The following is a 12,894-nucleotide window of genomic DNA, read 5'->3' on the forward strand; positions in this document are numbered from 1 at the left end:
ATCCCAGACTTCACAGAATTCCCATTTTACCGAGCGACGAGCAGGAATCCTTATATTCGCGATTGGGCGCAGCGGCCAAACGGTTCATTCCATCGCGGTAACGAATTGAACCCGCTCGATCAATTCAGCCCGCAACCGCCCGTCAACCCGCGGCTGAAGCCCGGAGCCGGATCCGGGTGGTGCTCCGCGGCTCCACCACGAGCGCGCCGGGATGCGAGCCCGGTCCGTCCCGCTCGACGTGTCCCGCCGTCCGGACCGCCGCGACCGCGCCGACGAGAGGTGCGGCCGCTCGGGACGGCCTGACGTGATCGGCCGTCCGGACCCGCCCTTTCACCGCGAGGTGAACAATCGCGACGATCGCACCGAACAATGGAAATCCCGCCGCACGCGACGATGAATACAATTGCGCCCATCCCCCCGTGGTTGCCCCGCACGCCCTCTTTCCGGCGATCATCGCGCGACCTTCACCACGCGGTCCCATCACTAGGACGCACGGGCCCCACCGGGTTCAGCGCATGAGGCGATCAGTTCTCATCGGAAGCGGGCCGCGAGGTTTCGGACTCGCGCTGATTGGCCGCTTCCTCGTCTTCGCGCAGGCCCCGCGCCTCAGCCTTGAGCACCCGCGCGGACTGCCCGAGCGAGCGCGCGACCTGCGGCAACTTGCTCGAACCGAACAGCAGAGCGACCACGATCAGCACGATCAACCAGTGCCATGCGCTCAACGATCCCATGCCCGCGTCCTTCCGCTACTGCCATTACCGCCCACAACCGCTCACACAGTCTACCGACCGCGCGATCGCGATCTTTCGCGGTGCGAACTTCCGCTTTCCTCACACCAAATGAATGGTTTGCCCGCTTTGATTGCATGCTGACCTGTTTCGTTTTCGCCGGATTGGGCAGCCACGCTTTCTTCCACTACCGTCCTTCGCCATGCTCACGCTCCGCACGAAGGCATCTGCGCATTGCGAATCCGCGACCCTCCGAACGAGGAGGTGGTCGTGGTGACCGGCAAGACGAAAGAACCCGGACTCTCCCCCGGCGTCCGGTCCGTCGGCGGCATCACCGTCGTCGATCCCTCCCTGGTGCGACGCGCGGTCGCCGCCGCGGCGGTGGGGAACGTGACCGAGTGGTTCGACTTCGGCGTCTTCGCCTACATGGCGACCACGATCGGCAAGGTCTTCTACCCGTCGTCGAGCCCCACCGCCCAGCTGCTGGCGACGTTCGGCACCTTCGCCGCGGCGTTCCTGGTCCGCCCCATCGGCGGCATGTTCTTCGGTCCGCTCGGCGACCGCATCGGCCGCACGAAGGTGCTGGCCACCACGATGATCATGATGGCGGCCGGCACGTTCTGCATCGGCCTGATCCCCAGCCACGCCACCATCGGGCTGGCCGCCCCCATCCTCCTGCTGCTGGCCCGGCTCGTCCAGGGCTTCTCCACCGGCGGCGAGTACGGCGGCGCGATGACGTTCATCGCCGAGTACGCCCCGGACCGCAGGCGCGGTTTCCTGGGAAGCTGGCTGGAGTTCGGCACGCTGACCGGCTACATCTTCGGCGCGGTGATCGTCGCGGTGCTCACGGCAACGATGTCGGACGACGCGCTGCTGTCGTGGGGTTGGCGCATCCCGTTCCTGATCGCGGGGCCGCTGGGCGTCGTCGGCATGTACCTGCGGCTGAAGCTGGAGGAGACCCCGGCCTTCGCCCAGCTCGTCGAGACCCACGAGAGGCGCGAGGCCGAGTCGGCCAAGACCGAGTTCCGGGAGATCTTCGTCCGCCACTGGCCGGCGATGCTGATCTGCGGCGCCTTGGTCCTGGTGTTCAACGTGACCAACTACATGCTCACCGCCTACATGCCGACCTACCTGTCGGACGAGCTGCCGCCCGGCATCAGCGACACGGAGTCGTCGGTGCTGCAGATCGTGGTCATGGCGGTGATGCTCGTGGTCATCACGTTCATCGGCAGCGCCAGCGACCGCTTCGGCCGCAAACCGGTCATCATGACCGGCTGCATCGCCCTGGTGGTCCTGTCGGTCCCGTCGGTCCTGCTCATCCAGCAGAACACGGTCCCGACGGTCTTCGCCGGTCTGATGATCATGGGGTTGATGCTGGTGGTCTTCAGCGCCACGATGCCCTCGACCCTGCCCGCCCTGTTCCCGACCAACATCCGCCAGGGCGGCCTGTCGGTCTCGTTCAACATCTCGGTGTCCCTGTTCGGCGGCACGGTGGCCACGGTGATGACGGCCCTGATCGCCGCGACCGGCGACCTGATGTGGCCGGGCTACTACCTGATCGGCGCCGGCGTCATCGGCGCGATCGGGATCTGGTTCGCCCAGGAGTCCGCAGGACGGCCCCTCCCGGGTTCCCCCGCTTCGGCGGCCCCGGACGAGGAGATCTCCGCATCCCGGTAGTGCGGGCGCGTCGGGTACCGGAGCCGTTGTCCGGCACCCGACGTGGTTCCCCGGCAGATGGAGTTGTCAAACAGCAAGTGCCACGAGGGCGTGTTGGGACACCCGGCCGCGGGCCGGTTCAGGTGACGGGTTCGGGTTGTCGAGGTTCGGGGACGAGTTCCCGGACCAGCTGTTGGTGAACGCTCGGCCGAGCGGTTCCCCCGGGCCGTGGCGTCTGATCCGGATCGATGCGTCGGGGTGGCGTGAACAGCGTTCTCCCTTCGTCGACGGCGATGCTCCAGTGATCACTGTGGACCGTCCGGTGGTGGAACCCGCACAGCATCACCATGTTGTCGAGGCGCGTGACTCCGCCGTTGAACCACTCGACGATGTGGTGTGCCTGCGAGGTCCCCGGCGGGTGCTCGCATCCGGGGAACGCGCAGACCCCGTCCCTCCGGAACAGCGCGGCCCGCAGTTGAGGCGGTGCGGTCCGCTCCTCCCTCCCGTAATCGAGCGCGACACCGTCGCCTCCGAGCACGACGGGCAGGATCCCCGCATCGCACGCCAGGCGGCGCACCGCGTCAGCGCTGATCGGCTCCCCGTCGGCGAACATCCCGGGCACGACTCCCTCGGCGTCGGGGTCGAGACTGCGCACCAGGTCGTCGTAGCCGACGGTGACCTGGACCTGCACCCGCTGGCCGCCCACCCTCGGCATCCCCTCGGAGCCGACCGCGAGATCCACCAACGTCGCCAATCCGTCGGCGTGCCGCTGAGCAGGAGTGCGCGGGTCAGGAGTCCCGTCGTAGGCGGGACACGGCTTGGACAGAGGCCGCAGCGCGGCGATGAACTTCCGCCCGACCTCCTTGTCCAGCCGTGCTTTGACCACCACGCTCCCGTCGTCGGTGGTGACGTAGTGCAGCTCTCGCGACTCGTGCTGCGCGGCCTCCTCCGACACCGCGGCCTTCCGGTCGTAACGGGCGTTGATCCCGTTGGCCAGCTGCCGCAGATCCCGGGGCCGACACCGCCGAGCCCGCTGCACCAGCACCGCTTCCACCCGAGGCGCCTCACCTGCGGCGTGATCGGGAAGCCGCTTCACGCACGAGGCGATGACCTGGGCGTGCTCCACGCTGATCGCCCCTTCGGACAACGCGCGTCGCGCCTCGCTCGCCCCACTGCTGACGGCGACCTCGACACGACCACGCGCCTGCCCCGGATCAACCCCGAGCACGTCCTGCAACCACGCACCGGTGCTGCGCGCCCCGTGGGCACGCGCCACCTCGTACCGCTCGGCCTCGGCGATCAACTCGCTCTGCACCGAGTGCACGTACCGCGCGAGCGACTCCAATTCTCTTATGGCACCGGCCAATTCACCGGCACGCCTCGGTGACGCCACGGCTTCCGCAACAGCGGCCCGAGCCGTGGCAACGGCATCGGCAAAAACCTGCGTCATCGAACTCATGTTCCCCATTGTGCCCGCCGCCCCGCCGCGCGCACCATCGCTAGATCAGGTGATCGAACGACCAAAAACGGGAGAAACAAGCACTTTTCAGATTCTTCTGGGATACGGCAGGTTCCACCGGATGCGACCACCCGGTTTGTAGATCGAGAGCCAGGTGGCCGCCCCGATGGTGAGGACGTGGAACACGGCCATGCCGATGAGATTCACCTGCGCCCCGACGGACTGCGATCCGGAGGCTTGGGCGGCTGCGATCCAGCCGGGCGCGAGACTGGCGGTGATCGCGATCGTCACCACTACCAAGACCAGCTTGATCAACGGCCAGTGGTGCGCCGCGACGCCCCACTTGGTGCCGACGGAGAGGATCAGCCCGGTCCCGAGCGTGAGCAGCGAAGCGGGCCGAGCCAACCATCCGATGAGCAGTTCGTGGAACTCGTAACCGGCCCGGACGACGCCGAGCTCGGGTTCAACCAGCACCGCAGCGGTCAGCGCGAACGTCACGGCGGCAATGCCCAACCACCCGACACCCGCGACGACGTGCACCAGCAACACCGCCCGCCGAGCCCGCGCGGAGAGTCGACGACTCCGGGACTTCGGCTGGGCCTTCTTGATCGTGATCATCGAGTCTCCAGGTGAGTCGGCAACCGAGCCGCGCCCGGGTGCTCGTCTGACACCGGAGATCGTGCGACGCCAACCCCACGACGTCGTCCTCACCAGCACGTCACCCCACGTACGCCTACCTGCGTACAACTCTCGACGAGCCGTGCCCCACCCCCACCACCACACGTCCACGCGGTGACCGAGGCGGTCGGCGCTCCGCTCACGGCGGTGGTAGCGCAACCGCAACGGACGCGACTCCATCTAGGAGGGTGTCCGTCGGGTGTCCGCTCACCGGTTCGGTTTCGGCGATGGTGAGCAGCGTCCCGTCCTGGTCGGAGTCGTAGTGCTCGCCGGTGAACCGGAACCCGCCGAATCCCAGGAGCTGGGTTCCGACCGGCGTCACGTCACCCGTCCCGTACTCGTCCTCGACCCGCTTCAAACCCGAAGCGGTCGCGCGAGACGGCATTCGCACCCACATGACCGATACAGCGATGACGTTGCCCTCCGCGTCGGCGACCGGGAAGAGCTTCTGCTGCAGTTTCTTGCACGGATGGCTCAGGAAGTACTCCTGCACTTCGCCGTAGGACTGCGCGACACACGAAAGGTCACGACGCACCTCGTTCTTGATCCGTCGGAGCCCCATCCGTTTCCAGGCTTCGCGCTCGTTTCCCTTGCGAGCGGCGTTCCGGCCATTACTGGTGTTCTTGGCCTGGACCGCGCGCTGGCCGGCTGCGCTCTCCACCGAGGTACCGACGGACGCGGTGGTCCCGCCACCACCGGTGGAGAACATCAGCCCTGCCACTACCGCAGCCCCCACTGTCCCGCTGGCGGTCTTGGTCCATCTGCCTTTGCTGTCGCGAGGCTGATTGGGATTCAAAGGCAGGATCTCCCCTCCATCGAGTCACTGATCGACCCGATGGTCTTAAGACCCGCACGCTGCGTCCGGATAACGCAGGAGGATCACCCGAACGCCACAACCTGAGCCCGGAGATTCGCTTCGCTCTCAGCGCCCACCCCGCGCATCCGCACCGATGTCGCTTACGCGACGCCCTTTCCGGTGAAGCAGTAGCGTCGCGCACCGTCCGCGCCGTCCTTCAGGCACGCCTCGATCGTGACGCTCTTGCCTTCGGGGATGTTCACGTTCTTGAACTCGCACCGGTCGGGAGGGTTGGCCCCGTCGGTGTCCTCGGCCTGCACGCGATGGTTGCCGCTGGAGTCGCTCCAGCTCACCGAGCCCCAGGCACGCAGCCCGTCCTCCTGCATGTCGCAGACCTCGAGGACGTCACCGTCGTGGAAGAAGATCGCCTTCCCGCCGGGGTTGTCGTCGAGGGTGACGGCTCCACCGTCCTCTCCCATGGCCTGGACGGGGTCCGCTTGGGCCACCGTTGCAGCCGGCCCGAGCAGGACCAGCGCCCCCAGCAGTGGAATCGCGCGAACCAGGTTCTTCCGCATCTGCATCTCCTGTTCTCGTCGTGAACACGCGAGGACCGGGCAGGAACCGTTGATCCACGGCACTGCCCATCGCGGTGAAGAGAGTTCCGGCGGCCCTCAGATCTCGCTGAAGCGAATTCGCTCCGCGTCCTACCGGCAACTTCCAGGGCGACGCTACCAACGCGGGCACCCGCCCACCCGGCTTCGCACAAGGCTTCTTTGACCAAAGCCAATGCGCACACGGGGTGCCGCACAAGTGTTCAAAGGGGGACCGTCTCGGCCACGGATCTCTGAAACCACGAACCCCGGTTCGCTCACTTACGATGCGGGACGTACCGGTGTCGCAGGTGAGGAGCGGGCGATGAAGGCGTTGCAGTACCGGGAGATCGGATCCGCACCCGAGGTCGTCACCGTCCCCGATCCGGAACCCGGCCCCGGGCAGGTGCTGCTGAAGGTCACCGCCGCCGGGGCGTGCCACTCCGACATCGCCGTGATGAGCTGGCCCGCCGAGGGCTTCCCGTACGCGCTGCCGATGACCTTGGGCCACGAGGGCGTCGGCACGGTGGCCGCGCTGGGCGCGGGAGTCAGCGGCCTGGCCGAGGGCGATGCGGTCGCGGTCTACGGACCGTGGGGCTGCGGGATCTGCCTCAACTGCGCCGCGGGCAAGGAGAACTACTGCCTGCGCGCCGCCGACCTGGACATCAACCCGCCCGGACTCGGCTCCCCCGGCTCGATGGCGGAGTACATGATCGTCGACGACCCGCGGCACCTCGCCCCGCTGAACGGCCTGGACCCGGTCGACGCGGTCCCGCTCACCGACGCCGGCCTGACGCCGTACCACGCGATCAAGCCGACGCTCCCCAAGCTCGTGCCGGGCGCGACCGCGGTGGTCATCGGCGTCGGCGGGCTCGGCCACATCGCCGTCCAGATCCTGCGCGCGCTGACCAGCGCCCGCGTCATCGCCCTGGACGTCAACGAGGACAAGCTCGCCCTCGCTCGCACCGTCGGCGCCCACGAGACCCTGCTGTCCGACGACCAGGCCGCCGCCAAGGTCCGCGACCTCACCGACGGCCGCGGAGCCCAAGCCGTCTTCGACTTCGTCGGCGCCCAGCCCACGGTGACCACCGCCGGCGCAGTGGCCTCGGTCGAAGCCGACATCACCATCGTCGGCATCGCCGGCGGCACCCTCCCCGTCGGCTTCGGCGCACTCCCCTTCGAAGCCTCCGTCACCGCGCCCTACTGGGGAAGCCGAAGCGAGTTCCACGAGGTCCTGGAACTGGCCCGAGCCGGAGCGATCTCCGTGCACACCGAGACGTACTCCCTCGACGACGCACCCCGAGCCTACGAACGCCTCCACGACGGCACGGTCAACGGCCGAGCAGTCGTGCTACCGCACGGGTGACGCGACTCCCGCTACCTTCCGGTGAGGAAGGAACCGAGAAGGAAGGCACCCGAACCGAATCGGAAGCGCATTTCGCGTGCTCCGGGCAAGTTCAACGCCCAGTGCTCAGGTCTTCGGTGGGAAGCGGGTTTCGTTGCGTTCGATCTTCGCGTTGGCCGCTTCGATCAGGTCGATGCCGCACATGTCGGTCAGGCGCACCAGGTTCAGCATCACGTCCGCGGCCTCGTCGGCGAGCCGTTCCTTCAGCGGTCCCTCGGCGAGCCCGGCCTTCGTCTCATCGTCGCTGAGCCACTGCAGCTCGGCGACGAGCTCCCCGGCCTCCCCGCTCAGCGCCATCGCCAGGTTCTTCGGCGTGTGGTACTGCTCCCAGTCCCGAGCTGCCGCGAATTCCTGAAGCCGCTCACCAAGCCTCGCAACACTGTCCATCAGCCCACCGTATCCAGCACTGCAGCACGACTCGCCGGACCCGTGCTCACACCGTCAGGCCGCTCGGTCGAGGGCTGGCGAAGTCGGGTTCGGCCAGCACATTCGCTCCCCTCGCAGCGCCGCCCTCCGCCGCTGGTCGCGACACCTCGTGATCAGCACCGTTCCGCCGAAAGGCTTTGTACGCTTCTGCTTCGTTGACCGCGGTGGCCCTGCGGCATACGTTGGTTAGCGATCGTTCGTCAAAGGTGACGAGGGGGCGTGAGATGGCCGTCGGGCCTGCGGTGGGGTCCCGGATGCGGTTGGTCGCTTCGGGATTGGAGTTCCCGGAGGGGCCCATCGCTCTGAGCGATGGTTCGGTGCTGCTGGTGGAGATCCGCGGGCAGCGGTTGTCGCGGGTGAGCCCGGACGGTCGGGTGTCGGTCGTCGCGGAGTTGGGCGGCGGGCCGAACGGGGCCGCGATCGGCCCTGATGGGGCCGTGTACGTGTGCAACAACGGTGGTTTCGAGTGGCACGACCGCGAGGGGATCACCGCGCCGGGGCATCAGCCGGCGGACTACATCGGCGGCCGGATCCAGCGGGTGTCGGTGGACGGCGACGTCACCGACCTCTACACCGAGTGCGACGGTCGGCCGCTGCGCGGGCCGAACGACCTCGTCTTCGACGAGCGGGGCGGGTTCTGGTTCACCGACCTCGGCAAGTCCCGTGAGCGGGACAGCGACACCGGTGCCCTGTACTACGCGCAGCCGGACGGCTCCTCGATCACCGAGGTCGTGCACCCGCTGGTGCAGCCCAACGGCGTCGGCTTGTCACCGGACGGAACTCGGCTGTACGTCGCGGAGACCGGGCCCGGGCGGGTGTGGTTCTGGGATCTGGCCGGACCTGGTCGCGTCGACGGCCGCGCGCAGTTGCTGCACGGGTTCTCGGGGCTGCAGATGCTGGATTCGCTGGCGGTCGACGGGGACGGCAACGTGTGCGTGGCGACGCTGGTCACCGGGGCGGTGAGCGCGATCGCGCCGGACGGGACGCTGTTGCGGCAGGTCGCGGTGCCCGAGCCGGATCCGTTCGTCACCAACATCTGCTTCGCGGGCGCGGATTCGCGAACCGCGTTCGTCACCTCCTCGGGCCGGGGTCTGCTCTACGCGGTGGAGTGGGATTCACCCGGGCTGGATCTGGAGTTCTCGGCGTGAGCGACGTCGACTACGTCGTCGACGGATACGTCGGGGTCGTGACGCTGAACCGTCCCGACGTGCACAACGCGCTTCGCCGTCAGACCTACGACGAGCTCACCGAGCTGGTGCGCGGCACGTCGGAGCGGGTCCTGGTGATCACCGGGGCCGGTCGGTCGTTCTGCTCGGGGATGACGTCCGCGAGCTGATGCACGGCGGCGACGCCCCTCCCCGGCCGGAACCGCGGCTCACCCCGGCCGCCGGTGCGCTCCTGCGCAGCGACGTCCCGGTGATCGCCGCCGTCAACGGGCCGGCGGTGGGTTGGGGCATGGAGCTGGCGCTCATGGCGGATCTGCGGATCGCCTGGACGCGGGCGCGGTTCGGGGAGTTGTTCGTCAAGCGCGGGCTGTGCAGCGACGTCGCGGGCATCGCTCGGCTGGCGCAGCTGGTCGGACGCGAACGCGCCGCCGAACTGCTGCTCACCGGCGAGGTGATCGACGCCGAGCGGGCGGAGCGGATCGGGCTCGTCGGGCGGGTCGTCGACGACGAGCAGCTGCTGCCGACCGCGGTGGAGCGGGCTCAGGTGATCGCGGCCAATCCCCCGCTGGCGGTGGCCGCGCTCAAGCGCGGGCTGCGGCGAGCGCTGGACCCGGACTGGAACGACCTCGGGGCGTGGGTGAGCACGACGCTCGGCGAGCTGTTCGCGACCGAGGACCGCCGCGAGGGCGTGCGGTCGTTCCTGGAGAGGCGCGAACCCCACTACCGCGGCAGGTGAGCGATGTTCGAGCCCGCCGGGCGCATCGCGGCCACGTCCCCGTTCTCCACGCGGCGAATCAAGAGCCTCGTCTACGCCGGGGAACCGTCGGTGGCGGGGCACGTGACCGACACGCGGGAGGCGTTTCCGGAGCGCTTCGCCGCCCGAGGACCACGCCGAGGACGTCGTCGCGTTCCCGCAGCGCAGGTCGCCGTCCGGTGAAATGGTGCGGACCACTGATGTTCACGTTGTGGTGATCTGCCTGTCCAGTTGTCGCAGATCCGCCCCGAGAAGCTGAGGCGCTTCTAGATTCCGGGGACCCCGACGACCTTTCGGGCGCCGACAACCTTTCGGGAGGACGTGTGAAGCACAACCGCATGAACCCGGTGATCAAGCTGCTCGTGGCCGCTTTCGCCGTGCTGGGGCTGCTCGGCGGCGGCAGCGCCGTCATCGCGCCGAACGCCACGGCCGCGGTCGCGCAGGCCTGCGAGGTCAAGGGCTGCGACGAGGCCATCAGCTCGAACGCGACCTGGGCGTCGCTGAACTACCCGTCGGAGCGCGGCTGGGTGGACTGGCCGGACGGGCAGTGCAACTTCGCCGGTGGCACCTACAACAACTACGAAGGTGAACTCCCCGAGGGCCACAGCTACCTGGAGTTCGACGTGACCCCGCGGGAGTGCGGGGCCCAGCGCCAGGCCTACCGCCTGGTCGTGGACACCACCACCAACGAGGTCTACTTCTCCCCCGACCACTACGAGACCTTCCACCTGCTCTGAGGCACCGGCCGGTTTCAGCTGGAGCCGCGCGGTTCCAGCTGAAACCGGCGCGCCGGGGCTCCCACGGGGCGAAAGACCTGCGCGGCAGTCCGCGAGGTGTGCTCGACTGGGCTTCGAAGCGTTCCGTACCGGCGTGGGAGGCGGGCGTGGACAAGTCGACTGCGAAGTCCCCGCTGGTGGCCTGGCGCGGGTTGAGCGCCGGATTCCTGCTGATCATGGGCGGGATTCATCTGTTCCTCGTGTTCGCCGGGACCGGGGGCCTGCTCGGTGTGCTGTTCGTGGTGAACGCGGTCGGGTCGGTCGCGCTGGCCGTGGCGCTGATGTCCGGGCGACGGCTGGTGCTGGTGAGCTCGATGAGCCTGCTGTTCATGTTGGGGACGTTGTTGTCGCTGGTGATCGCGCTGAGCCCCGTCTCGCTGTTCGGGCTGAGGTCGAGCCTCGACTACCAGCTCGCTCCCACTTCGCTGGTCGTGGAAACGGCCGGGGTGATCGTCCTCGCCGCGACCACCGCTCTCGCGCTCCGAAACCGCGCTTGACCACGGCCTTTCACCTAGCGAAGTTTTCATGAAAACTTCCCCACCCCAGTAGTCCGACACCCAGGAACCAACGTTCCGTAGGTGGGGACAGTTTTCATGAAAACTGCCCCCTCTGGAGCCCGGGAGGCCGGGGTCGAGTCGGGGTAGAGCGTGTGCGGGTTCGTTCGCCTGGCGACAGTCCCGGTCGCTGGGTGAACTTCCGGAGAGCTCTCCCGCAGGTCGGTGCGCGGCTTCCCAGCGGGCTCGGCGCGAGCGCCGTCGTGGCTGGTCAGCAGCGAGGATGAGGCCGCTCGCCGAGCCCCCTCGCGAGGTCCGTTCCGGGGTGTTCGTGCCCCGCGTCACAGTTAATCCCGCTCTGACCCGTGCTTAGGATCCGCGTCACACGAAGCGCCGGTGGCGCGGTGGTCTCAACGGTGAGCGGGAGGTCGTGGATGTCCGGCAGGATTCGGAATCGCCAGTGGGCGGCGAAGGTCGTCGAGGCCGAGGAGGCCGCCGGGCTGATCGGGCCGGGCGAGAACGTGGGCATGAGCGGCTTCACCGGGGCCGGGTATCCCAAGGAGGTGCCTGGGGCCCTGGCGAAGCGGGTCGCGGTGGCGCACGAGCACGGTGAGCCGATGAAAGTCGGGTTGTGGACCGGGGCGTCGACGGCACCGGAGCTGGACGGGGCGCTGGCCGAGGTCGAGGGAATCGACCTGCGGTTGCCGTACCAGTCGGACCCGGTGAGCCGGGCGAAGATCAACGAGGGCCGGCTGGACTACACCGACATCCACCTCTCGCACGTAGCGCAGCGCGTCTGGCAGGGCATCTACGGCGACCTGGACGTGGCGGTGGTGGAGGTCAGCGGCATCACCGAGGACGGCAGGCTGATCCCGTCGTCGTCGGTGGGCAACAACAAGACCTGGCTGGAGCAGGCCGACCGGGTGATCGTCGAGGTCAACTCCTGGCAGAGCGAGCACCTCGAGGGCATGCACGACGTCTACTACGGGACCGCGCTCCCGCCGCACCGCAGGCCGATCCCGATCACGCACCCGGCCGACCGGATCGGCGTGCCGCACCTGGATTGCCCGCTGGAGAAGGTGATCGCGGTGGTGGAGACCGAATCTCCCGACCGCAACGGCGCTTTCACCCCGCCCGACGCGATCTCCGAGCAGATCGCCGGGCACGTCCTGGACTTCCTCGAACTGGAGGTCGCCGCGGGCCGGCTGCCCCGGGAACTGCTGCCGATCCAGTCGGGCGTCGGCAACGTCGCCAACGCCGTGCTCGCCGGGCTGGAGAACGGGCCGTTCCACGGGTTGACCGCCTACACCGAGGTCATCCAGGACGGGATGTTGCAGCTGATCGAGTCAGGCAGGATGGAAATGGCGTCCGCGACGGCGTTCTCGCTGAGCCCGACCGCGGTGGAGCGGTTCAACCGGGACGCCGCCGCCTTCCGCGACAAGATCGTGCTGCGGCCGCAGGAGATCAGCAACCACCCCGAGGTGGTGCGCAGGCTCGGCTGCCTGGCGATGAACGGCATCGTGGAGGCCGACCTCTACGGCAACATCAACTCCACGCACCTGATGGGAAGCCGCATCCAGAACGGCATCGGCGGCTCCGGCGACTTCGCCCGCAACGCCTACGTGTCGATCTTCGTGACGCCGTCGCAGGCCAAGGGCGGTGACGTGTCGACGATCGTGCCGATGGTCTCGCACGTCGACCACACCGAGCACGACGTGGACGTCATCGTCACCGAGCAGGGCCTGGCCGACCTGCGCGGCCTGTCCCCGAAGCAGCGCGCCGAGCGCGTCATCGAGCACTGCGCGCACCCCGACTTCCGCCCGGCGCTGCGCGACTACTTCGAGCGGTCCCAGCGCTCGGCGTTCGGCCTGCACACACCGCACCTGCTCGACGAGTCCCTGTCCTGGCACCAGCGCTACGTCCGGACCGGTTCGATGCGGTGAGTCGGTCCGCGGCCTGGGACGAC

Annotated in this window: 13 protein-coding genes and 1 pseudogene; 8 read left to right on the top strand and 6 right to left on the bottom strand. The window is 68.4% G+C overall.

The genetic code is table 11. The features are described from left to right. Window positions 1–524: 524 nt before the first annotated feature. A complete protein-coding gene (gene tatA / locus QFW96_RS22275; RefSeq protein ID WP_281457651.1) occupies window positions 525–731 on the bottom strand; it encodes a Sec-independent protein translocase subunit TatA in 207 nt (68 codons plus the stop codon). A gap of 270 nt (window positions 732–1,001) precedes the next feature. Here tatA and QFW96_RS22280 point away from each other — a divergent pair, with 270 nt between their 5' ends. Next, window positions 1,002–2,405, top strand: a complete 1,404-nt coding sequence (locus QFW96_RS22280) for an MFS transporter (protein ID WP_281457652.1) — start codon at window positions 1,002–1,004, stop codon at window positions 2,403–2,405. Window positions 2,406–2,523: 118 nt separating this feature from the next. On the opposite strand, the gene QFW96_RS22285 is transcribed toward QFW96_RS22280, so the two are convergent. The 4 genes from QFW96_RS22285 to QFW96_RS22300 all read right to left on the bottom strand — a co-directional run bounded on the left by QFW96_RS22285 (window position 2,524) and on the right by QFW96_RS22300 (window position 5,892). After that, window positions 2,524–3,852, bottom strand: a complete 1,329-nt coding sequence (locus QFW96_RS22285) for an HNH endonuclease signature motif containing protein (protein ID WP_343231401.1) — start codon at window positions 3,850–3,852, stop codon at window positions 2,524–2,526. A 78-nt stretch (window positions 3,853–3,930) separates the two neighbouring features. Next, window positions 3,931–4,461, bottom strand: a complete 531-nt coding sequence (locus QFW96_RS22290) for a hypothetical protein (RefSeq protein WP_281457654.1) — start codon at window positions 4,459–4,461, stop codon at window positions 3,931–3,933. Between the two features lie 199 nt (window positions 4,462–4,660). Then, window positions 4,661–5,242, bottom strand: coding sequence for a hypothetical protein (locus QFW96_RS22295; RefSeq protein ID WP_281457655.1), 582 nt, complete (start codon window positions 5,240–5,242; stop codon window positions 4,661–4,663). A gap of 236 nt (window positions 5,243–5,478) precedes the next feature. After that, window positions 5,479–5,892, bottom strand: coding sequence for a hypothetical protein (locus QFW96_RS22300; RefSeq protein ID WP_281457656.1), 414 nt, complete (start codon window positions 5,890–5,892; stop codon window positions 5,479–5,481). 340 nt (window positions 5,893–6,232) lie between these two features. Here QFW96_RS22300 and QFW96_RS22305 point away from each other — a divergent pair, with 340 nt between their 5' ends. Then, complete coding sequence (locus QFW96_RS22305; protein ID WP_281457657.1) at window positions 6,233–7,273, top strand: NAD(P)-dependent alcohol dehydrogenase; 1,041 nt, start codon at window positions 6,233–6,235, stop codon at window positions 7,271–7,273. Between the two features lie 105 nt (window positions 7,274–7,378). On the opposite strand, the gene QFW96_RS22310 is transcribed toward QFW96_RS22305, so the two are convergent. Beyond that, complete coding sequence (locus tag QFW96_RS22310) at window positions 7,379–7,699, bottom strand: nucleotide pyrophosphohydrolase (RefSeq protein ID WP_281457658.1); 321 nt, start codon at window positions 7,697–7,699, stop codon at window positions 7,379–7,381. Between the two features lie 263 nt (window positions 7,700–7,962). On the opposite strand from QFW96_RS22310, the gene QFW96_RS22315 reads away from it, so the two are divergent. The 6 genes and pseudogenes from QFW96_RS22315 to scpC all read left to right on the top strand — a co-directional run bounded on the left by QFW96_RS22315 (window position 7,963) and on the right by scpC (window position 12,871). Continuing rightward, window positions 7,963–8,886, top strand: coding sequence for an SMP-30/gluconolactonase/LRE family protein (locus QFW96_RS22315; RefSeq protein WP_281457659.1), 924 nt, complete (start codon window positions 7,963–7,965; stop codon window positions 8,884–8,886). Window positions 8,887–8,945: 59 nt separating this feature from the next. After that, window positions 8,946–9,640 (top strand): annotated as a pseudogene (locus QFW96_RS22320) (enoyl-CoA hydratase/isomerase family protein). A gap of 3 nt (window positions 9,641–9,643) precedes the next feature. After that, window positions 9,644–9,841 (top strand): hypothetical protein, encoded by a 198-nt coding sequence (locus tag QFW96_RS22325; RefSeq protein ID WP_281457660.1) that lies wholly within the window; start codon window positions 9,644–9,646, stop codon window positions 9,839–9,841. A gap of 140 nt (window positions 9,842–9,981) precedes the next feature. Further along, a complete protein-coding gene (locus QFW96_RS22330) occupies window positions 9,982–10,395 on the top strand; it encodes a ribonuclease domain-containing protein (RefSeq protein WP_281457661.1) in 414 nt (137 codons plus the stop codon). Between the two features lie 146 nt (window positions 10,396–10,541). Beyond that, complete coding sequence (locus QFW96_RS22335) at window positions 10,542–10,931, top strand: hypothetical protein (protein ID WP_281457662.1); 390 nt, start codon at window positions 10,542–10,544, stop codon at window positions 10,929–10,931. Between the two features lie 431 nt (window positions 10,932–11,362). Next, the gene (gene scpC, locus QFW96_RS22340; protein ID WP_281457663.1) at window positions 11,363–12,871 is read left to right on the top strand and encodes a succinyl-CoA:acetate CoA-transferase ScpC; all 1,509 of its coding nucleotides are present in this window, start codon (window positions 11,363–11,365) and stop codon (window positions 12,869–12,871) included. Window positions 12,872–12,894: the final 23 nt, after the last annotated feature.

It is taken from the genome of Saccharopolyspora ipomoeae, assembly GCF_029952525.1.
GTDB lineage: Bacteria > Actinomycetota > Actinomycetes > Mycobacteriales > Pseudonocardiaceae > Saccharopolyspora > Saccharopolyspora ipomoeae.

Excerpts from the sequence above, each read along its gene's own strand:
- tatA (WP_281457651.1), bottom strand. The coding sequence starts at position 731 with ATGGGATCGTTGAGCGCATGGCACTGGTTGATCGTGCTGATCGTGGTC.
- QFW96_RS22285 (WP_343231401.1), bottom strand. The coding sequence starts at position 3,852 with ATGGGGAACATGAGTTCGATGACGCAGGTTTTTGCCGATGCCGTTGCC.
- QFW96_RS22290 (WP_281457654.1), bottom strand. The coding sequence starts at position 4,461 with ATGATCACGATCAAGAAGGCCCAGCCGAAGTCCCGGAGTCGTCGACTC.
- QFW96_RS22300 (WP_281457656.1), bottom strand. The coding sequence starts at position 5,892 with ATGCGGAAGAACCTGGTTCGCGCGATTCCACTGCTGGGGGCGCTGGTC.
- QFW96_RS22305 (WP_281457657.1), top strand. The coding sequence starts at position 6,233 with ATGAAGGCGTTGCAGTACCGGGAGATCGGATCCGCACCCGAGGTCGTC.
- QFW96_RS22310 (WP_281457658.1), bottom strand. The coding sequence starts at position 7,699 with ATGGACAGTGTTGCGAGGCTTGGTGAGCGGCTTCAGGAATTCGCGGCA.
- QFW96_RS22315 (WP_281457659.1), top strand. The coding sequence starts at position 7,963 with ATGGCCGTCGGGCCTGCGGTGGGGTCCCGGATGCGGTTGGTCGCTTCG.
- QFW96_RS22325 (WP_281457660.1), top strand. The coding sequence starts at position 9,644 with ATGTTCGAGCCCGCCGGGCGCATCGCGGCCACGTCCCCGTTCTCCACG.
- scpC (WP_281457663.1), top strand. The coding sequence starts at position 11,363 with ATGTCCGGCAGGATTCGGAATCGCCAGTGGGCGGCGAAGGTCGTCGAG.